General features: G+C 68.5%; 27 protein-coding genes. 25 read left to right on the plus strand and 2 right to left on the minus strand.

Features of this window, described 5'->3' with window-relative positions:
* Positions 1 to 5 precede the first annotated feature (5 nt).
* Positions 6 to 2,180, plus strand: a complete 2,175-nt coding sequence (locus ABD262_RS01260; protein WP_344129951.1) for a PKD domain-containing protein — start codon at positions 6 to 8, stop codon at positions 2,178 to 2,180.
* Here ABD262_RS01260 and ABD262_RS01265 read toward each other — a convergent pair.
* Together ABD262_RS01265 and ABD262_RS01270 are read right to left on the minus strand one after the other, a co-directional pair.
* Positions 2,158 to 2,733, minus strand: coding sequence for a GNAT family N-acetyltransferase (locus ABD262_RS01265; RefSeq protein WP_344129954.1), 576 nt, complete (start codon positions 2,731 to 2,733; stop codon positions 2,158 to 2,160). The two genes, ABD262_RS01260 and ABD262_RS01265, sit on opposite strands and share 23 nt — an antisense overlap.
* The gene (locus ABD262_RS01270) at positions 2,733 to 4,037 is read right to left on the minus strand and encodes an alpha-hydroxy-acid oxidizing protein (protein ID WP_344129957.1); all 1,305 of its coding nucleotides are present in this window, start codon (positions 4,035 to 4,037) and stop codon (positions 2,733 to 2,735) included. Before ABD262_RS01270 ends, ABD262_RS01265 begins: the two co-directional genes overlap by 1 nt.
* 521 nt (positions 4,038 to 4,558) lie before the next feature.
* Here ABD262_RS01270 and rpsJ point away from each other — a divergent pair.
* The 24 genes from rpsJ to map all read left to right on the plus strand — a co-directional run bounded on the left by rpsJ (position 4,559) and on the right by map (position 17,314).
* Positions 4,559 to 4,867: a 30S ribosomal protein S10 gene (gene rpsJ / locus ABD262_RS01275; RefSeq protein ID WP_009775966.1), complete on the plus strand. Its 309-nt coding sequence runs from the start codon at positions 4,559 to 4,561 to the stop codon at positions 4,865 to 4,867.
* Between the two features lie 10 nt (positions 4,868 to 4,877).
* Complete coding sequence (rplC, locus tag ABD262_RS01280) at positions 4,878 to 5,534, plus strand: 50S ribosomal protein L3 (protein WP_344129960.1); 657 nt, start codon at positions 4,878 to 4,880, stop codon at positions 5,532 to 5,534.
* A gap of 5 nt (positions 5,535 to 5,539) precedes the next feature.
* Complete coding sequence (gene rplD / locus ABD262_RS01285; RefSeq protein WP_486352068.1) at positions 5,540 to 6,379, plus strand: 50S ribosomal protein L4, sunset domain variant; 840 nt, start codon at positions 5,540 to 5,542, stop codon at positions 6,377 to 6,379.
* Positions 6,376 to 6,681 (plus strand): 50S ribosomal protein L23, encoded by a 306-nt coding sequence (gene rplW, locus ABD262_RS01290; protein ID WP_056923998.1) that lies wholly within the window; start codon positions 6,376 to 6,378, stop codon positions 6,679 to 6,681. Before rplD ends, rplW begins: the two co-directional genes overlap by 4 nt.
* Before the next feature lie 35 nt (positions 6,682 to 6,716).
* Entirely contained in the window at positions 6,717 to 7,553 is an 837-nt protein-coding gene (rplB, locus tag ABD262_RS01295) for a 50S ribosomal protein L2 (protein ID WP_056923997.1), read from the plus strand.
* A gap of 18 nt (positions 7,554 to 7,571) precedes the next feature.
* Positions 7,572 to 7,853, plus strand: a complete 282-nt coding sequence (gene rpsS, locus ABD262_RS01300) for a 30S ribosomal protein S19 (RefSeq protein ID WP_056923996.1) — start codon at positions 7,572 to 7,574, stop codon at positions 7,851 to 7,853.
* Positions 7,854 to 7,885: 32 nt separating this feature from the next.
* Positions 7,886 to 8,254, plus strand: a complete 369-nt coding sequence (gene rplV, locus ABD262_RS01305) for a 50S ribosomal protein L22 (RefSeq protein ID WP_344134485.1) — start codon at positions 7,886 to 7,888, stop codon at positions 8,252 to 8,254.
* Positions 8,254 to 9,072, plus strand: a complete 819-nt coding sequence (rpsC, locus tag ABD262_RS01310; protein ID WP_344129969.1) for a 30S ribosomal protein S3 — start codon at positions 8,254 to 8,256, stop codon at positions 9,070 to 9,072. Before rplV ends, rpsC begins: the two co-directional genes overlap by 1 nt.
* A gap of 1 nt (position 9,073) precedes the next feature.
* Entirely contained in the window at positions 9,074 to 9,493 is a 420-nt protein-coding gene (rplP, locus tag ABD262_RS01315) for a 50S ribosomal protein L16 (RefSeq protein WP_056883301.1), read from the plus strand.
* A complete protein-coding gene (gene rpmC / locus ABD262_RS01320) occupies positions 9,493 to 9,747 on the plus strand; it encodes a 50S ribosomal protein L29 (RefSeq protein WP_425564788.1) in 255 nt (84 codons plus the stop codon). Before rplP ends, rpmC begins: the two co-directional genes overlap by 1 nt.
* Positions 9,744 to 10,046, plus strand: a complete 303-nt coding sequence (rpsQ, locus tag ABD262_RS01325) for a 30S ribosomal protein S17 (RefSeq protein WP_344129973.1) — start codon at positions 9,744 to 9,746, stop codon at positions 10,044 to 10,046. The genes rpmC and rpsQ overlap by 4 nt, the downstream gene beginning before the upstream one ends.
* Positions 10,047 to 10,146: 100 nt before the next feature.
* Positions 10,147 to 10,515, plus strand: coding sequence for a 50S ribosomal protein L14 (gene rplN, locus ABD262_RS01330; RefSeq protein ID WP_056923992.1), 369 nt, complete (start codon positions 10,147 to 10,149; stop codon positions 10,513 to 10,515).
* Between the two features lie 3 nt (positions 10,516 to 10,518).
* Positions 10,519 to 10,878 (plus strand): 50S ribosomal protein L24, encoded by a 360-nt coding sequence (rplX, locus tag ABD262_RS01335; RefSeq protein ID WP_344129978.1) that lies wholly within the window; start codon positions 10,519 to 10,521, stop codon positions 10,876 to 10,878.
* A gap of 5 nt (positions 10,879 to 10,883) precedes the next feature.
* Positions 10,884 to 11,468: a 50S ribosomal protein L5 gene (gene rplE / locus ABD262_RS01340; RefSeq protein ID WP_344129981.1), complete on the plus strand. Its 585-nt coding sequence runs from the start codon at positions 10,884 to 10,886 to the stop codon at positions 11,466 to 11,468.
* Position 11,469: 1 nt separating this feature from the next.
* Entirely contained in the window at positions 11,470 to 11,655 is a 186-nt protein-coding gene (locus ABD262_RS01345) for a type Z 30S ribosomal protein S14 (protein ID WP_035902511.1), read from the plus strand.
* Between the two features lie 79 nt (positions 11,656 to 11,734).
* Entirely contained in the window at positions 11,735 to 12,133 is a 399-nt protein-coding gene (gene rpsH / locus ABD262_RS01350) for a 30S ribosomal protein S8 (RefSeq protein WP_344129987.1), read from the plus strand.
* Positions 12,134 to 12,144: 11 nt separating this feature from the next.
* Complete coding sequence (rplF, locus tag ABD262_RS01355) at positions 12,145 to 12,681, plus strand: 50S ribosomal protein L6 (protein WP_344129990.1); 537 nt, start codon at positions 12,145 to 12,147, stop codon at positions 12,679 to 12,681.
* Positions 12,682 to 12,684: 3 nt separating this feature from the next.
* The gene (gene rplR, locus ABD262_RS01360) at positions 12,685 to 13,059 is read left to right on the plus strand and encodes a 50S ribosomal protein L18 (protein WP_344129993.1); all 375 of its coding nucleotides are present in this window, start codon (positions 12,685 to 12,687) and stop codon (positions 13,057 to 13,059) included.
* 40 nt (positions 13,060 to 13,099) lie between these two features.
* The gene (gene rpsE, locus ABD262_RS01365; RefSeq protein ID WP_344129996.1) at positions 13,100 to 13,756 is read left to right on the plus strand and encodes a 30S ribosomal protein S5; all 657 of its coding nucleotides are present in this window, start codon (positions 13,100 to 13,102) and stop codon (positions 13,754 to 13,756) included.
* A complete protein-coding gene (rpmD, locus tag ABD262_RS01370) occupies positions 13,753 to 13,935 on the plus strand; it encodes a 50S ribosomal protein L30 (RefSeq protein WP_056924254.1) in 183 nt (60 codons plus the stop codon). The genes rpsE and rpmD overlap by 4 nt, the downstream gene beginning before the upstream one ends.
* 2 nt (positions 13,936 to 13,937) lie before the next feature.
* Positions 13,938 to 14,423, plus strand: coding sequence for a 50S ribosomal protein L15 (rplO, locus tag ABD262_RS01375; protein WP_344129999.1), 486 nt, complete (start codon positions 13,938 to 13,940; stop codon positions 14,421 to 14,423).
* A 160-nt stretch (positions 14,424 to 14,583) separates the two neighbouring features.
* Complete coding sequence (gene secY / locus ABD262_RS01380; protein WP_344130002.1) at positions 14,584 to 15,897, plus strand: preprotein translocase subunit SecY; 1,314 nt, start codon at positions 14,584 to 14,586, stop codon at positions 15,895 to 15,897.
* Positions 15,897 to 16,472: an adenylate kinase gene (locus ABD262_RS01385; protein ID WP_344130004.1), complete on the plus strand. Its 576-nt coding sequence runs from the start codon at positions 15,897 to 15,899 to the stop codon at positions 16,470 to 16,472. Before secY ends, ABD262_RS01385 begins: the two co-directional genes overlap by 1 nt.
* Positions 16,472 to 17,314, plus strand: a complete 843-nt coding sequence (gene map / locus ABD262_RS01390; RefSeq protein WP_344130007.1) for a type I methionyl aminopeptidase — start codon at positions 16,472 to 16,474, stop codon at positions 17,312 to 17,314. Before ABD262_RS01385 ends, map begins: the two co-directional genes overlap by 1 nt.
* Positions 17,315 to 17,340 lie beyond the last annotated feature (26 nt).

Raw genomic sequence — 17,340 nt, forward strand, 5'->3', positions numbered from 1 at the left:
AGGCCATGACCGGTCGGTTCCGTCGCGTGGCCCTGGCAACTGCGGTACTGCTCACCGTGCTCGCGGGCCCGGTGGCCTCCGCGCCGGGCGACCCGACGGTGCGGTTCAGTGCCGCCGGGGACTTCTCGGCGTCGACCGCCGCGACCAGCGTGTTCAACCTGATCGGCTCGCTCGACAACGACTTCCACGCCGCCCTCGGTGACATGTCCTACGGCACCGCGGGCGCCGAGGAGGCCTGGTGCAGCGCGGTCAAGGCCGGAGTGGGAGAGGGCTATCCCTTCGAGCTGGTCTCGGGCAACCATGAGAGCAACGGCCAGAACGGGAACATCAACGACTTCTCGGCGTGCCTGCCCAACCAGCTGCCCGGCCTGCGGGGCACCTACGGGCGCCAGTACTACGTCGACGTGCCCGCGTCGGCCCCCCTGGTGCGCTACATCGCGGTCTCGGCAGGCATCCCGTTCACCACGGGCACCCTGAGCTATGCGGTGGGCACCCCGCAGTACACCTGGACCGCGGCGGCGATCGACTCCGCCCGCACGGCCGGCATCCCGTGGGTCGTCGTCGGCAACCACACACCGTGCCTGAGCCTGGGGCAGTACGCCTGCGAGATGGGCTCCGACCTGGCCAACCTGCTGCTGACCAAGAAGGTCGACCTCGTCCTCGGCGGCCACGAGCACCTCTACCAGCGCACCAAGCAGCTCACCACCCGCACCGGGTGCACCCAGCTCGTCCCCGGCACGTTCAACGCCTCGTGCGTCGTGGACTCCGACAACGACCTCGCCGCCGGAGCGGGCACCGTCTTCGCCACGGTCGGCACCGGCGGGATCAACCAGCGCGACGTCAACACGACCGACCCCGAAGCCGGCTACTTCGCCGCCTACGCGGGGGCCAACATCAACAGCACCTTCGGCGTGCTCGACATCTCCGCCACGGCCGACGTGCTCACGGCGAACTTCCGCCGGGCCTCGGGCGGCAGCTTCACCGACGCCTTCACCATCACGCGCGGCGCCCCACCGGCCAACCAGCCGCCGGTGGCCGCCTTCACACCGACCTGCACGCAGCTCGCCTGCACCGTGGACGCCGCGGCCAGCAGCGACCCCGACGGCACGATCAGCTCCTACGCCTGGCAGTTCGGTGACGGCAGCACCGGCACCGGCGTCACGTCGAGCCGGACGTATGCCGCGGCGGGCACCTACACGATCACCCTCACCGTGACCGACGACGGCGGCGCCACCGACACCACCACGCAGTCGGTCACCGTGGCACCGACTCCCAACCAGCCCCCGACGGCGAGCTTCACGAACAGCTGCACCGACCTCGCCTGCACCTTCAACGGCGCGGGCTCCAGCGACCCCGACGGCACCATCGCGTCCTATGCGTGGAACTGGGGGGACGGCACGGCCAACGGCAGTGGCGCCACGCCCAACCACACGTATGCCGCGGCCGGCACCTACACGGTCCGGCTCACCGTGACCGACGACGACGGCGCCACCGGGACCACGACGACCTCGGTCACGGTCACCGCCCCCCAGGTGACGGTCCTGGCGTCGGACGCCTTCGGCCGCACCGTCGCCTCGGGCTGGGGGAGTGCCGACACCGGCGGGCCATGGACCTTCAGCGGCTCGGCGACGGCCCTGTCCGTCGGCTCGGGTGTCGGCCAGGTGCGCCTCGCCGCGGGCTCGGGGCCGTGGCTCGCGCTGGCCGGGGTGTCCTCCTCTGCGACCGACCTCGTCGCCACCATCGCCCTCGACAAGGTGCCCACCGGCAGCGGCGCCTACATCTCGCTGAACGGCCGGCGGGTGGCCGGTGTCGGTGACTACCGCGCCAAGGTGCACTACACCTCCAACGGTGCGGTGTGGCTGTCGCTGCAGCGGGCCACCGCTGCGAACACCGAGACCGCCCTGGTGGCCGAGTCGCAGGTCTCGGGGATCACGATGGCGGCCGGCCAGCAGCTGCTTGCGCGCGTCCAGGTCACCGGCACCTCGCCGACGACCATCCGCGCGCGGGTGTGGAAGGCCGGGACCACCGAGCCGACGACGTGGCAGAAGACGGTGACGGACTCGACCGCAGGCTTCCAGGCGACGGGTGGGGTCGGCCTCTTCCTCTACCTGTCGGGCAGCGCGACCAACGCGCCGGTCACGGTCTCGGTCGACGACCTCAGGGCAGTCCCGGCGCCCTGACCGGGCCGCCCCTCGCCTGCTCGTACTCCTGCGCCGTCAGCTCGTAGACCACCTCGCCGAGCTCCGCTCCCGGGAGCGGGTCGTCCCACGTGCGCACCTCGGTGCGCAGGTGGCGCAGGCCGAGCCGCTCGAGGACGGCTCGGGAACGCGTGTTCACCGCCATCGTCTCGGCCCAGATCCGCCGCAGACCCACGGTGACGAAGCCGTGCTCCACGAGGCAGGCCGCGCCCTCGCTGGCGAGCCCGCGCCCCCAGGCCCGCTGGCGCAGCCGGTAGCCCAGCTCGGCAGCGCCGTCACCGGTCGGGGTCAGGCAGAACCACCCGACGAACTCGCCGCGCTCGTAGCCCGACCAGTAGCCGAGCCCGAGCTCGTCGTGCGCCGGATCGGTGCGCTGGGGCATCCAGATCTCGATCACCTCATCCGGGGCCGTGGCCCGACCCGTGAGGTACTCCATGACGGCCGGGTCGCCGTCGAGCTCGACGAGCAGGGCGTTGTCGTCGGCAGTGAGGGGTCTGAGCCCGAGCCGGGTCGTCGTCAGGTGCGGCCGCGCCATCAGGGCGCAGCCGCCAGCAGCCCCGGCCCGATCTCCGCGACCGACCCCACCCCGGACAGGCCCATCGTCAGGTCGAGCTCGGCGACGATGTTGGACAGCACGTCACGCACCCCGTCGCGGCCCCCCAGGGCCAACCCGTAGACGTAGGGGCGACCGACGGCCACGGCGTCGGCGCCGAGGGCGATCGCCTTCACGACGTCGCTCCCGGTGCGGACACCGCTGTCGAGCACGAGGGGCAGCTCGGGCCCGACCGCAGCCCGGACGGCGGGCAGCGCGTCGAGGGAGGCGATGGCGCCGTCGACCTGGCGTCCGCCGTGGTTGCTGACCACGATGCCGCTCGCCCCGACCTGCACGGCCCGCCGGGCGTCGTCGGGGTGGAGGACGCCCTTGACGAGGAACGGCAGCGAGGTGCGGTCGCGCAGGGTCGCGAGCTGCTCCCACGTGAGGCCCGGGTTGGAGTAGATGTCGAGGAAGGTCTCGACGGCAGCGCGGGGAGTGGGGGAGCGCAGGTTGGCGCGCAGGTCGCCGGGGTGCTCACGGCTGATCGACAGCAGGGAGCGCAGCGCCCCGAGGGTGACCTTGACGTCGTCGGAGCCCTGCTCGGCCCGGGCCGCCACCCGCTCGGCGACGACCTGCTGGAAACGGGGGTCCGAGGTGTACTGCGCGATCCCGATCCCCTGCGAGAACGGCAGCGACCCCAGGTTGAGGTCCTGCGGTCGCCAGCCGAGCATCGTGGTGTCCAGCGTGACCACCACCGCCTCGGCGCCGCTGGCCTCGGCCCGGGCCAGCAGGCTGTCGACCAGCAGCTCGTCCGTCGACCAGTAGAGCTGGAACCAGCGTGGAGCCGAGCCCATCGCCGCCGCGACGTCCTCCATGGGGGAGCAGCCCTGGTTCGACAGGATGTAGGGCAGCCCCAGCTCGGCTGCCGCAGCGCCGATCTCGAGGTCGCTGTCGCGGCGGACCAACCCGACCGCGCCCACCGGTGCCAGCAGCACGGGCGCGGGCAGCCGGCGCCCGAGCAGCTCGGTGGACAGGTCGCGGCTGGCTCGCCCGGGCAGCATCCGGGGGACGATCCGGTGCCGGTCGAACGCCGCCCGGTTGGCGCGGGCGGTGGCGCCCTCGCCGGCGGCGCCCGCGACGTAGGCCCACGCGCGGGGCGACATGGCGGCCTGGGCACGCCGCTCGAGCTCGGCGGAGTCGGTGGGCACGGTCGGCCGGTGGCCGAGCACACCGGCGCGGTAGACCAGCCCCTGACGGGTGCGGCCGGGGCCTTCGGCGGGTGGGACTTCGGAGGTGGCCGGCATGGGCTCGATCCTGCCATTCGCCCGACCGCCGTGGCGGTGAACACCGGGCCCACTCCCGGCAGCGCGGATGGCCGGCGTGCATCGCTGCGCACCACCACGGTCGCCCCGGCGCCCGGGGGCGGCTCGGGTGGAGGCTCGGGTGGAGGCTCGCGTGGAGGCTCGGTCTTGGCTCGCGTGGACGCCGGGGGCGACGCGCCACCAGTGCGGGTATGCCGGGTGCCACGGCCTCGATTTGGTAGGTCGCCGCCCGCTCTGGCACACTGGACCGGTTGCTTGACGCGCGCCGTTGACCCATGTCGACGCCGCCACCCCCGGTGACACACCTCGAACCGTGCTTCAGCACGGGGCGACACTCCAGGGAAGCGCAAGCCCCGGCTCTGCCGGTCAATCCGATCCGCACGACTGCGTGAAAACGCGTGTCGTCCGGCCGCGAAGCGGGTGCGACACACCCGACCGCGGGGGTCGGAGATGGCCAAGAGCCGGCCAAGCTAGATGTTCGGCGAGAGAGAGACGTAACGGAGATGGCGGGACAGAAGATCCGCATCCGCTTGAAGTCGTATGACCACGAGGTCATCGACAACTCGGCGCGCAAGATTGTCGACACGGTGACCCGTGCTGGCGCGACGGTGGTCGGCCCTGTGCCGCTGCCCACGGAGAAGAACGTCTTCGTGGTCATCCGTTCGCCCCACAAGTACAAGGACAGCCGCGAGCACTTCGAGATGCGCACCCACAAGCGCTTGATCGACATCATCGACCCGACGCCGAAGGCCGTCGACTCGCTGATGCGTCTCGACCTGCCGGCTGACGTCAACATCGAGATCAAGCTCTGAGGCTGGCGAAATGACCACCACTGCTACCAAGACCGTGAAGGGTGTGCTGGGCAAGAAGCTCGGCATGACCCAGGTGTGGGATGCCGAGAACCGGCTCATCCCCGTCACCGTCATCGAGGCGGGCCCCTGCGTCGTCACGCAGGTGCGCGACGCCGCGACGGACGGCTACGACGCCGTCCAGATCGCGTTCGGCGCCATCGACCCCCGCAAGGTGACCAAGCCCCTGACCGGACACTTCGAGAAGGCCGGCGTGACCCCGCGTCGCCACCTCGTGGAGCTCCGTACCGCTGACGCCGCCGAGTACACGCTCGGCCAGGAAGTCACGGTCGAGACCTTCGAGGCCGGCCAGGACATCGACGTCACCGGGACCACCAAGGGCAAGGGCTTCGCCGGCGTCATGAAGCGTCACGGCTTCCACGGCGTCAGCTCCTCCCACGGTTCCCACAAGAACCACCGCAAGCCGGGCTCGATCGGTGGCTGCGCCACCCCGGGTCGCGTCTTCAAGGGCATGCGCATGGCCGGCCGGATGGGCGGCGTGCGTCAGACCACCCAGAACCTCACGATCCACGCCGTGGACGTGGAGCGGGGCCTGCTGCTCGTGAAGGGTGCCGTTCCCGGCCCCCGCAACGGCACGGTCCTCGTCCGCACGGCCGCGAAGGGAGCCTGACCCACATGGCTACCAAGACTGTCGTTGCCGACCTGCCCGCCGAGATCTTCGACGTCCAGGTCAACGTCCCGCTGATCCACCAGGTCGTCGTGGCCCAGCTGGCTGCTGCGCGTCAGGGCACGCACTCCACCAAGACCCGCGGCGAAGTCCGCGGTGGTGGCCGCAAGCCCTACCGCCAGAAGGGCACCGGCCGCGCCCGTCAGGGCTCGACCCGCGCCCCGCAGTTCGCCGGTGGTGGCGTCGTCCACGGCCCGCAGCCGCGTGACTACGCCCAGCGGACCCCCAAGAAGATGAAGGCCGCCGCCCTGCGTGGTGCCCTCTCCGACCGGGCCCGCCACGACCGCGTGCACGTCGTCGAGTCGCTGGTGACGGGCACCGCCCCGTCCACCAAGGACGCGCTCGCCCTGCTCGCCGGTCTGACCGACCGTCCCAACCTGCTCGTCGTGCTCGACCGCAGCGACCTCGTGTCGCTGAAGTCGGTCCGCAACCTCGAGGGCGTGCACGTGCTCGCCGCCGACCAGCTCAACACGTACGACGTGCTGTGCTCGGACGATGTCGTCTTCACCAAGGCCGCCCTGGAGGCTTTCGTCTCCAAGGCCCAGCCGGTGGGTGGCGTCGAGGTCAAGCTCGTCGACGAGACGGCTGTCGAGGCCGCCCCGGCCGAGAAGCCGGCCAAGGCTGCGAAGGCCGACAAGCCGGCGAAGGCCGACAAGACCGCCGACAAGGCCGAGAAGCCCGCCAAGGCTGAGAAGCCCGAGAAGGCTGAGAAGGCCGACAAGCCCGCGAAGGCCGCCAAGACGGCCAAGGCCGCCAAGGCCAGCGCGGACGAGGAGGAGACCAAGTGAGCACCCTCGCTGCAGGCAAGGACCCGCGCGACATCCTGATCGCACCGGTCGTTTCCGAGAAGTCGTACTCGCTGCTCGACCAGGGCAAGTACACCTTCATCGTCGACCCGCGGGCGAACAAGACGGAGATCAAGATCGCCGTCGAGCGCGTCTTCAACGTCAAGGTTGACTCCGTCCACACCCTCAACCGTGTCGGCAAGACCCGCCGCACCCGGTTCGGCATCGGCAAGCGCAAGGACACCAAGCGTGCGATCGTCACCCTCCGCGAGGGCTCGATCGACATCTTCGGTGCCGGCGCCTGACGGAATCGCTGAAGAGACGTAAGGGATTACGAACAATGGGTATCCGCAAGTACAAGCCGACCACGCCTGGCCGCCGAGGCTCCAGCGTCGCCGACTTCGTCGAGGTCACGCGCTCCACGCCTGAGAAGTCGCTGGTGCGCCCCCTCACGAAGTCCGGTGGCCGCAACAGCAACGGCCGGATCACCACCCGTCACATCGGTGGTGGACACAAGCGCGCCTACCGCGTCATCGACTTCCGTCGTCATGACAAGGACGGCGTGCCGGCCAAGGTCGCTCACATCGAGTACGACCCCAACCGCACGGCGCGCATCGCGCTGCTGCACTACGCCGATGGTGAGAAGCGCTACATCCTGGCCCCCAAGGGCCTGGAGCAGGGCGCCAACATCGAGAACGGCCCCTCGGCCGACATCAAGCCCGGCAACAGCCTGCCGCTGCGCAACATCCCGACCGGTACGGTCATCCACGCCGTCGAGCTCAAGCCCGGCGGTGGCGCGAAGATCGCCCGTTCGGCCGGTGTGCGCGTGCAGCTCGTCGCCAAGGACGGCCCCTACGCCCAGCTGCGTATGCCGTCCGGTGAGATCCGCAACGTCGACCTGCGCTGCCGCGCCACGGTCGGCGAGGTGGGCAACGCCGAGCAGTCCAACATCAACTGGGGCAAGGCCGGCCGCATGCGCTGGAAGGGCAAGCGCCCGACCGTCCGTGGTGTCGCCATGAACCCGGTCGACCACCCGCACGGTGGTGGCGAGGGCAAGACGTCCGGTGGACGTCACCCCGTCAGCCCCTGGGGTCAGGCCGAGGGCCGCACCCGTCGCCCCGGCAAGCCGAGCGACAAGATGATCGTTCGCCGCCGCCGTACTGGCAAGAAGCGCTGAGAAGGAGCCTGAGAAACCATGCCTCGTAGCTTGAAGAAGGGCCCCTTCATCGACGGCCACCTTCAGAAGAAGGTCGACGTCCAGAACGAAGCGGGCACCAAGAACGTCATCAAGACCTGGTCACGTCGTTCGGTCGTGAGCCCGGACATGCTGGGTCACACCCTCGCCGTGCACGACGGCCGCAAGCACGTCCCGGTGTTCGTCACCGAGTCGATGGTCGGCCACAAGCTCGGTGAGTTCGCGCCGACCCGCACGTTCAAGGGTCACGTGAAGGACGACAAGAAGGGGCGGCGTCGCTGATGGCTGCCTCCACCGACAACAAGGACAACGTGATGGAAGCCAAGGCGAGCGGGCGCAACGTCCGCGTCACGCCCCAGAAGGCCCGCCGCATCGTGGACCTGATCCGCGGGAAGCAGGCCGTCGAGGCGATTGCCGTGCTGCGGTTCGCCCCGCAGTCCGCATCCGACCCGGTCCAGAAGGTGCTCGAGAGCGCCATCGCCAACGCACGGGTCAAGGCTGACAAGGCCTCCGAGGCCTTCGACGAGCGCGACCTGGTCATCAGCGCCGCCTTCGTCGACGAGGGTCCGACCATGAAGCGTTTCCGCCCGCGGGCCCAGGGCCGCGCCGCACGCATCAACAAGCGGACCAGCCACATCACCGTGGTCGTCACGCCGAAGACCACCAAGGGAGGCACCCGCTAATGGGTCAGAAGGTCAACCCGCACGGCTTCCGCCTCGGTATCACCACCGAGCACAAGAGCCGCTGGTTCGCTGACTCCACCAAGGAGGGTCAGCGGTACCGCGACTACGTCAAGGAAGACGTCGCCATCCGCAAGCTCATGTCCGAGGGCATGGAGCGGGCCGGCATCTCCCGCGTCGAGATCGAGCGCACCCGTGACCGCGTCCGTGTGGACATCCACACCGCGCGTCCCGGCATCGTCATCGGTCGCCGCGGCGCCGAGGCCGACCGCATCCGTGGCGAGCTCGAGAAGCTCACCGGCAAGCAGGTCCAGCTGAACATCCTCGAGGTCAAGAACCCCGAGGTCGACAGCCAGCTCGTCGCGCAGGGCATCGCCGAGCAGCTCTCTGCTCGCGTGTCGTTCCGTCGCGCGATGCGCAAGGGCATGCAGTCCGCCACCCGCGCCGGCGCCAAGGGCATCCGTGTCCAGGTCTCCGGTCGCCTCGGCGGCGCCGAGATGTCTCGCACCGAGTTCTACCGCGAGGGTCGCGTCCCGCTGCACACGCTGCGTGCGCAGATCGACTACGGCTTCTACGAGGCCCGCACCACCTTTGGTCGCATCGGCGTCAAGGTGTGGATCTACAAGGGTGACGTCACCGCTCGTGAGCTGGCCCAGCAGCAGGCTGCTGCGCCGCGCCCGAGCCGTGGCCCCCGTCGTGACGGCGCCGACCGTCCGGCCCGCGCTCGTCGCGAGCGTCCGGAGGCCGCCGCCACCGAGACCGCTGCTGAGGCTCCCGCCCCCGAGGCGACCGCGGCCAGCACTGAGGGAGAGCAGTCCTGACATGTTGATTCCTCGTCGAGTCAAGCACCGCAAGCAGCACCACCCGGGTCGCTCGGGCGCTGCGAAGGGTGGCACCAAGATCGCGTTCGGCGACTACGGCATCCAGGCCCTCGAGCCCGCCTACGTCACCAACCGTCAGATCGAGTCCGCTCGTATTGCGATGACGCGTTACATGAAGCGTGGTGGAAAGGTGTGGATCAACATCTACCCCGACCGCCCGCTGACCAAGAAGCCTGCCGAGACCCGCATGGGTTCCGGTAAGGGCTCCCCCGAGTGGTGGATCGCCAACATCAAGCCTGGTCGCGTGATGTTCGAGGTGTCCGGTGTGTCCGAAGAGGTCGCCCGTGAGGCCATGCGTCTGGCGATGCACAAGCTCCCCATGAAGTGCCGCTTCGTTCGGCGTGAGGGTGGTGACATCTGATGGCAGTCGGATCCAAGGACCTGGTGTCCGAGAACCTGCGTGGTCTCGACGACGACCGTCTGGTCGACGAGCTCCGCAAGGCCAAGGAGGAGCTGTTCAACCTCCGTTTCCAGTCGGCCACCGGCCAGCTGGACAACCACGGCCGCCTGCGCGCCGTCCGCAAGGACATCGCCCGCATCTACACCGAGCTCCGTGAGCGTGAGCTGGGTATCGGGCAGAGCCCGAGTGCACCGGCCAAGGAGGAGTCGGCATGACCAAGAACACCAAGGACAAGACCGTGGATGACGCCGTGACGGCTCAGGACCGCAACTACCGCAAGACCCGCCAGGGTTACGTGGTGAGCGACAAGATGGACAAGACCGTCGTGGTCGAGGTCGAGGACCGCGTGAAGCACGCGCTCTACGGCAAGGTCCTGCGGCGCTCGAGCAAGGTCAAGGCCCACGACGAGGACAACGCTGCCGGTATCGGCGACCGCGTCGCGATCATGGAGACCCGTCCCCTCTCGGCCACCAAGCGCTGGCGCGTGGTGGAGATCCTCGAGAAGGCCAAGTAAGCCACCTGCCACCTCGGCAAGCCCATCTGTCATCAGACAGTCAAGTTCGGCCAGGCTCGCCCGCACGGGTGAGAACCAGCACGACGAGTAGGAGTTAGAAGTGATCCAGCAGGAGTCGCGACTGCGCGTCGCCGACAACACTGGTGCAAAGGAAATCCTCTGCATCCGTGTCCTCGGTGGCTCGGGTCGTCGTTACGCCGGCATCGGTGACGTCATCGTCGCCGCAGTCAAGGACGCCATCCCTGGCGGCAACGTCAAGAAGGGCGACGTCGTCAAGGCCGTCATCGTGCGCACCACCAAGGAGCGCCGTCGCGGTGACGGGTCGTACATCAAGTTCGACGAGAACGCCGCCGTCATCCTCAAGGCCGACGGGGACCCCCGTGGCACCCGCATCTTCGGCCCGGTGGGTCGCGAGCTGCGTGAGAAGAAGTTCATGAAGATCATCTCGTTGGCGCCGGAGGTGCTCTGACCCATGGCTGACAAGAAGAAGATGAAGATCAAGAAGGGTGACACCGTCAAGGTGCTCACCGGCAAGGACCGCAACAGCATCGGCAAGGTCATCGCTGTCTACCCCGAGACCGAGCGCGTGCTCGTCGAGGGTGTCAACCGCGTGACCCGCCACACCAAGGCCGGCCAGACCGCTCGCGGCAGCCGCACCGGTGGCCTGGTCGTCCAGGAAGCTGCGATCCACGTCAGCAACGTCGCGGTCGTCGACCCGGACGACAAGAAGGTCGGCACCCGGATCAAGACCCGCGTCGAGACCGTCGAGCGCGATGGCCGCACCAAGACCGTCCGCACCCGTGTCGCGGTGCGCTCGGGCAAGGACCTGTGAGAGACATGACCGAAACAGAAACCCGTACCGAAGTTTCCGCAGCGGTGACCCCGCGGCTCAAGCAGCGCTACGCGGACGAGATCAAGGGCGAGCTGTTCAAGCAGTTCGGCTACGAGAACGTCATGCAGGTGCCTGGCGTGGTCAAGGTCGTCGTCAACATGGGTGTTGGTGACGCCGCCAAGGACGCCAAGCTCATCGAGGGCGCGATCAGGGACCTCTCGGCCATCACCGGCCAGAAGCCTCTGGTCACCAAGGCCCGCAAGTCGATCGCGCAGTTCAAGCTGCGCGAGGGTATGCCGATCGGTGCGCACACCACGCTGCGCGGCGACCGCATGTGGGAGTTCCTCGACCGTCTCGTGTCGGTGGGCCTGCCCCGTATCCGTGACTTCCGCGGCCTGTCGCCCAAGCAGTTCGACGGCAAGGGCAACTACACCTTCGGCCTCACGGAGCAGTCGATGTTCCACGAGATCGACCAGGACCGGATCGACCGCGTGCGTGGCATGGACATCACCGTCGTGACGACTGCCACCAACGACGACGAGGGCCGCGCACTGCTCAAGGCGCTCGGCTTCCCCTTCAAGGAGAACTGACATGGCGAAGACCGCCCTGGTCAACAAGGCCAACAAGAAGCCGAAGTTCAAGGTGCGTGGCTACACCCGTTGCCAGCGCTGCGGCCGACCGCACTCGGTCTACCGCAAGTTCGGGCTCTGCCGCATCTGCCTTCGCGAGATGGCACACCGCGGCGAGCTGCCCGGCGTCACCAAGAGCTCCTGGTAATACCCCACCGTTTTCATCCTTACATCGCAGGTCGCTGCAGACGCAGTGAAACCACGGTGAGAGAGGGCCGGAGAAGCCCATGACCATGACTGACCCGATTGCGGACATGTTGACCCGCGTCCGGAACGCCAACTCGGCGCACCACGACGCAGTCTCCATGCCGTTTTCCAAGCTGAAGTCCCACATCGCCGAGATCCTCCAGGCCGAGGGCTACATCGCCTCCTGGAAGGTCGAGGACGCCGAGGTCGGCAAGACGCTGACCATCGAGCTGAAGTACGGCCCCAACCGTGAGCGTTCCATCGCTGGCGTGCGCCGTGTCTCCAAGCCCGGTCTGCGCGTCTACGCCAAGTCGACGAACCTGCCCAAGGTGCTCGGCGGCCTCGGTGTGGCCATCATTTCCACCTCGTCTGGTCTCCTCACGGACCGCCAGGCCGCGACCAAGGGTGTGGGCGGGGAAGTCCTCGCCTACGTCTGGTAAGGGGATTCGACATGTCGCGTATCGGACGACTCCCGGTCTCCATCCCTAGCGGTGTCGAGGTCACCATCGACGGCCAGACCGTCAAGGTGAAGGGCCCCAAGGGCGAGCTCAGCCACATCGTGGCCGAGCCGATCACGGTCGAGAAGGGCGACGCTGACCTCGAGGTCAAGCGCCCCAACGACGAGCGCCAGTCCCGTGCCCTGCACGGCCTGACCCGCTCGCTCATCAACAACATGGTGCTCGGTGTGACCGAGGGCTATGAGAAGAAGATGGAGATCCACGGCACGGGTTACCGCGTGGCCAACAAGGGCGGCGACCTCGAGTTCGCGCTCGGCTACAGCCACTCGATCACCGTCAAGGCCCCCGAGGGCATCTCCTTCGCCGTCGAGAACCCGACCCGCTTCGCGGTCCAGGGCATCGACAAGCAGCTCGTTGGCGAGGTTGCTGCAAACATCCGCAAGCTGCGCAAGCCCGACCCGTACAAGGGCAAGGGCGTTCGCTACGCGGGCGAGCACATCCGTCGCAAGGTCGGAAAGGCCGGTAAGTAAGCCATGGCAATGATCGTCAAGCGCGCCAAGGGCAAGTCCGCTGCACGCGGACGCCGCCACCTGCGCCTGCGCAAGAAGGTGACCGGTACGACCGTGCGTCCGCGCCTGGTCGTGTCGCGCTCCACGCGCCACGTCTTCGTGCAGATCGTCGACGACACCATCGGCAAGACCGTGGCGTCGGCCTCCACCATGGAGGCGGACCTGCGCTCGTTCGAGGGTGACAAGACCGCCAAGGCCCGCAAGGTGGGCGAGCTGCTCGCCGAGCGCGCCAAGAGCGCCGGCGTCGAGGCCGTCGTGTTCGACCGTGGTGGCAACAAGTACCACGGCCGCGTCGCGGCCATCGCCGAGGGCGCCCGCGAGGGTGGACTGGCCCTGTGAGCACCGTGACCGAAACTGTTATTGAGATGAGGAACATCTGATGCCCGGACCCCAGCGTCGAGGCACTGGTGCCGCTGCTGGCGGCGACAACGCTCGTGGCGAGCGCGGCGACCGCCGTGGTGGCCGCGACAACCGTCGCGACGGTGGCCGTGACCAGGCCGAGAAGAGCGCCTACGTCGAGCGCGTCGTGACCATCAACCGCGTGTCCAAGGTCGTCAAGGGTGGTCGTCGCTTCAGCTTCACCGCCCTCGTGGTCGTGGGCGACGGCGACGGCACCGTCGGCGTCGGCTACGGCAAGGCCAAGGAAGTCCCCGCGGCGATCGCCAAGGGTGTCGAGGAGGCCAAGAAGGAGTTCTTCAAGGTCCCGCGCATCCAGGGCACCATCCCGCACCCCGTGCAGGGTGAGGCCGCTGCCGGTGTCGTCATGCTCCGTCCCGCCGCTCCCGGTACCGGTGTCATCGCCGGTGGTCCGGTGCGCGCGGTCCTGGAGTGCGCCGGCATCCACGACGTGCTGAGCAAGTCGCTCGGCTCGGACAACGCCATCAACGTCGTCCACGCGACCGTCGCGGCCCTCCGGGGTCTCGAGCGTCCGGAGGAAGTGGCTGCCCGCCGCGGCCTCCCGGTCGACCAGGTCGCCCCGGCCGCCATGCTGCGCGCGCAGGCTGCCGGTCGCGAAGCTGCGAAGGCAGGTGCCTGATGCGTCTCAAGGTGACCCAGACCCGTTCCGAGATCGGTGGCAAGCAGAACCAGCGTGACACGCTGCGCAGCCTCGGTCTGAAGCGCATTGGCGACGTCGTCGTCAAGGAGGACCGTCCCGAGATCCGCGGGATGGTCAAGACGGTGACCCACCTGGTCGCTGTCGAGGAGGTTGACTGACCATGGCAGACAAGAAGGCCGCCAAGGCCGCTGCCGCGCCTGAGGGCACTGCCCTCAAGGTGCACCACCTGCGTCCCGCCCCGGGTGCCAAGACCGCCAAGACCCGCGTGGGCCGCGGTGAGGGCTCCAAGGGCAAGACCGCAGGCCGTGGCACCAAGGGCACCAAGGCCCGCTACCAGGTTCCGGAGCGCTTCGAGGGTGGCGCCATGCCGCTCCACATGCGTCTGCCGAAGCTGCGTGGCTTCAAGAACCCCTTCCGCGTGGAGTTCCAGGTCGTCAACCTGGACAAGCTGTCCGCCCTGTTCCCCGAGGGTGGCGATGTGACCATCGCCGACCTCGTGGCCAAGGGTGCGGTCCGCGACAACTCCCCGGTCAAGGTTCTCGGCACCGGCGAGATCACCGTCAAGGTCAACGTGACCGCTGACAAGTTCTCGGCGACCGCCAAGGAGAAGATCGAAGCCGCCGGCGGCTCGGTCACCTCCGCCTGACCAAGCCAGAACGACAGGGTATGCCGCGGGCTCACCGCTCAAGGTGAGCGCGCGGCATACCCCGTTTGCTGTCCCCGACCTTCTGTCGGGGTAGCCTTCGTAGGATTGCCTGACCGTCATCACCGCGGGCCCCCACCGGCCCGCGTCACCAGGAGGACCTGTGCTCACCGCCTTCACCCGTGCGTTCAAGACGCCGGACCTGCGCAGGAAGCTGCTGTTCACCCTCGCGATCGTCGTCATCTTCCGGCTCGGCTCGCACGTGCCCGTCCCGGGCGTGAGCTACACGGCCGTCCAGGCGTGCATCAAGGGCGCCGACTCGACCACGGGTGTGCTCGGCCTGGCCAACCTCTTCAGTGGCGGGGCGCTCCTCCAGCTGTCGATCTTCGCGCTCGGGATCATGCCCTACATCACGGCGAGCATCATCGTGCAGCTCCTCACCGTGGTCATCCCGCGGTTCGAGGCCCTCAAGAAGGAGGGCCAGCAGGGTCAGACGAAGATGACCCAGTACACCCGGTACCTGACCATCGGTCTGGCCGTGCTGCAGTCCTCCACGCTGATCACCTTCGCCCAGAACCCCTCGGCGCTGTTCGGCCCGAACTGCACGAGCATCCTGCCCGACGAGTCGATCCCGACCCTGGTCATCATGGTGCTCACCATGACCGCCGGCACCGGTGTCGTCATGTGGCTCGGTGAGCTGGTCACCGACAAGGGCATCGGCAACGGCATGTCCCTGCTGATCTTCACCTCGATCGCCAGCTCGTTCCCGAGCTCGCTCTGGGCGATCCAGCAGCAGGACGGCCGCTGGGACGTCTTCATCGGCGTGATCCTGCTCGGCTTCCTCATCATCGCGCTCGTCGTCTTCGTCGAGCAGAGCCAGCGCCGCATCCCGGTGCAGTACGCCAAGCGCCAGGTCGGGCGCCAGATGTACGGCGGGACCTCGACCTACATCCCGCTCAAGGTCAACATGGCCGGCGTCATCCCCGTGATCTTCGCCTCGTCGCTGCTCGCACTGCCCTCTTTGCTGGCACAGTTCAACCGTAAGTCGGACGGAACCTCGGCGGGCTGGGTGAACTGGGTGGATGCCCACCTGGTCCGTGGTGACCACCCGATCTACATGGTCATCTACATCGCGTTGATCCTGTTCTTCACGTTCTTCTACGTGTCGATCACGTTCAACCCGGTGGAGGTGGCCGACAACATGAAGCGCTACGGCGGCTTCATCCCAGGTATCCGCGCCGGGCGACCCACGGCCGAGTACCTCGACTACGTGCTCACCCGCATCACCGTTCCAGGGGCCATCTACCTCGGTCTCGTCTCGCTGATCCCGCTCATCGCACTGGTACTCGTCGGGGCCAACCAGAACTTCCCGTTCGGTGGCACCTCCATCCTCATCATCGTCGGCGTCGGCCTCGAGACGGTGAAGCAGATCGAGTCGCAGCTGCAGCAGCGGCACTACGAAGGGTTCCTTCGGTAATGCGTCTGATCATCCTCGGGCCGCCCGGTGCAGGTAAGGGCACCCAGGCGGCCAAGATCGCCGAGAAGTTCGGCATCCCCGCGATCTCGACGGGCGACATCTTCCGCGCCAACATCAAGAACGAGACCCCCCTCGGCCTGCAGGTCAAGGAGGTGCTCGCGTCCGGTGGCTACGTCACCGACGAGATCACCAACGCGATCGTGCGCGACCGGCTGTTCGAGGACGACGCCGAGCAGGGGTTCCTGCTCGACGGCTTCCCGCGCACGGCCGCCCAGGTCGAGACGCTCGACGCGATCCTGGCCGAGCACGGCCACGCGCTCGAGGCGGTCCTCGAGCTCACCGTCGACAGCGAGGCGGTGGTGCAGCGGCTGCTCAAGCGGGCCGAGATCGAGGGACGCGAGGACGACACCGAAGCGGTGATCCGCGAGCGTCAGGCGATCTACCGTCGCGAGACGGCTCCGCTGACCGAGGTCTACTCCGCCCGCGGCCTGCTGGTGCAGGTCGACGGCATGGGGTCGGTCGACGACGTCTTCACCCGCATCTCCGCGGCCCTCGAAGGGGTTGCTCGATCCTGATGTTCGGCAGGTCCCGCATCGAGACCAAGACCCCCGACCAGATCCTGCGCATGCGCAAGGCTGGCCTGGTGGTCGGTCAGACCCTCCAGCTGATGGCCCAGACGGTCCGTCCGGGGATGACCACCAAGCAGCTCGACGAGCTCGCGGAGGAGCACATCCGCGGCTGCGGGGCGACGCCGTCGTTCCTCGGCTACCACGGCTTCACCGGCTCGCTCTGCACGTCGGTCAACGACGAGGTCGTCCATGGCATCCCCGGCCCGCGGGTGCTGGCCGAGGGTGACCTGATCTCGATCGACTGCGGCGCCATCGTCGACGGCTGGCACGGCGACGCCGCCATCTCCGTGATCGTGGGCGGCCGCGACGCGGGCCGTCCCGAGGACCTCGCGCTGATCGACGCCACCGAGGACTCCATGTGGGCCGGCATCGCCGCGCTCAGCGTGGGGGAGTCGCTGTATGCCGTGGGCGCCGGTGTCGAGGACAGCATCGTCGCCTCGGGCGAGCGCGACGGCCACGACTACGGGATCATCGAGGACTACGTCGGCCACGGCATCGGCACCGAGATGCACATGGACCCGCAGGTGCCCAACTATCGCGTCCGCGACCGGGGTCCGACCGTGCGCTCGGGGGTGACCGTGGCGATCGAGCCGATGGTGACCCTCGGCAGCGCCGACACGACCGTGCTGGAGGACGACTGGACGGTCGTGACCAACGACCGGTCCAGGGCGGCCCACTGGGAGAACACCGTGGCCGTCACCGACGCCGGGTTGTGGGTGCTGACCGCCCTCGACGGCGGCCGGGAGCGGCTGGCAGCCGCCGGCGCGGCATACGCCCCCCTCGCCTGAGCACGTCCCCGACCGGTCGCATCCCT

Origin of the sequence: Pedococcus bigeumensis, from assembly GCF_039531795.1 — a bacterium.
GTDB classification, from domain to species: domain Bacteria; phylum Actinomycetota; class Actinomycetes; order Actinomycetales; family Dermatophilaceae; genus Pedococcus; species Pedococcus bigeumensis.

Bases quoted from the DNA above. Each gene is read 5' to 3' on its own strand.
- ABD262_RS01260 (WP_344129951.1), top strand. From the start codon at position 6: ATGACCGGTCGGTTCCGTCGCGTGGCCCTGGCAACTGCGGTACTGCTC.
- ABD262_RS01265 (WP_344129954.1), bottom strand. From the start codon at position 2,733: ATGGCGCGGCCGCACCTGACGACGACCCGGCTCGGGCTCAGACCCCTC.
- ABD262_RS01270 (WP_344129957.1), bottom strand. From the start codon at position 4,037: ATGCCGGCCACCTCCGAAGTCCCACCCGCCGAAGGCCCCGGCCGCACC.
- rpsJ (WP_009775966.1), top strand. From the start codon at position 4,559: ATGGCGGGACAGAAGATCCGCATCCGCTTGAAGTCGTATGACCACGAG.
- rplC (WP_344129960.1), top strand. From the start codon at position 4,878: ATGACCACCACTGCTACCAAGACCGTGAAGGGTGTGCTGGGCAAGAAG.
- rplD (WP_486352068.1), top strand. From the start codon at position 5,540: ATGGCTACCAAGACTGTCGTTGCCGACCTGCCCGCCGAGATCTTCGAC.
- rplB (WP_056923997.1), top strand. From the start codon at position 6,717: ATGGGTATCCGCAAGTACAAGCCGACCACGCCTGGCCGCCGAGGCTCC.
- rpsS (WP_056923996.1), top strand. From the start codon at position 7,572: ATGCCTCGTAGCTTGAAGAAGGGCCCCTTCATCGACGGCCACCTTCAG.
- rplV (WP_344134485.1), top strand. From the start codon at position 7,886: ATGGAAGCCAAGGCGAGCGGGCGCAACGTCCGCGTCACGCCCCAGAAG.
- rpsC (WP_344129969.1), top strand. From the start codon at position 8,254: ATGGGTCAGAAGGTCAACCCGCACGGCTTCCGCCTCGGTATCACCACC.
- rplP (WP_056883301.1), top strand. From the start codon at position 9,074: ATGTTGATTCCTCGTCGAGTCAAGCACCGCAAGCAGCACCACCCGGGT.
- rpmC (WP_425564788.1), top strand. From the start codon at position 9,493: ATGGCAGTCGGATCCAAGGACCTGGTGTCCGAGAACCTGCGTGGTCTC.
- rpsQ (WP_344129973.1), top strand. From the start codon at position 9,744: ATGACCAAGAACACCAAGGACAAGACCGTGGATGACGCCGTGACGGCT.
- rplX (WP_344129978.1), top strand. From the start codon at position 10,519: ATGGCTGACAAGAAGAAGATGAAGATCAAGAAGGGTGACACCGTCAAG.
- rplE (WP_344129981.1), top strand. From the start codon at position 10,884: ATGACCGAAACAGAAACCCGTACCGAAGTTTCCGCAGCGGTGACCCCG.
- ABD262_RS01345 (WP_035902511.1), top strand. From the start codon at position 11,470: ATGGCGAAGACCGCCCTGGTCAACAAGGCCAACAAGAAGCCGAAGTTC.
- rpsH (WP_344129987.1), top strand. From the start codon at position 11,735: ATGACCATGACTGACCCGATTGCGGACATGTTGACCCGCGTCCGGAAC.
- rplF (WP_344129990.1), top strand. From the start codon at position 12,145: ATGTCGCGTATCGGACGACTCCCGGTCTCCATCCCTAGCGGTGTCGAG.
- rplR (WP_344129993.1), top strand. From the start codon at position 12,685: ATGGCAATGATCGTCAAGCGCGCCAAGGGCAAGTCCGCTGCACGCGGA.
- rpsE (WP_344129996.1), top strand. From the start codon at position 13,100: ATGCCCGGACCCCAGCGTCGAGGCACTGGTGCCGCTGCTGGCGGCGAC.
- rplO (WP_344129999.1), top strand. From the start codon at position 13,938: ATGGCAGACAAGAAGGCCGCCAAGGCCGCTGCCGCGCCTGAGGGCACT.
- ABD262_RS01385 (WP_344130004.1), top strand. From the start codon at position 15,897: ATGCGTCTGATCATCCTCGGGCCGCCCGGTGCAGGTAAGGGCACCCAG.
- map (WP_344130007.1), top strand. From the start codon at position 16,472: ATGTTCGGCAGGTCCCGCATCGAGACCAAGACCCCCGACCAGATCCTG.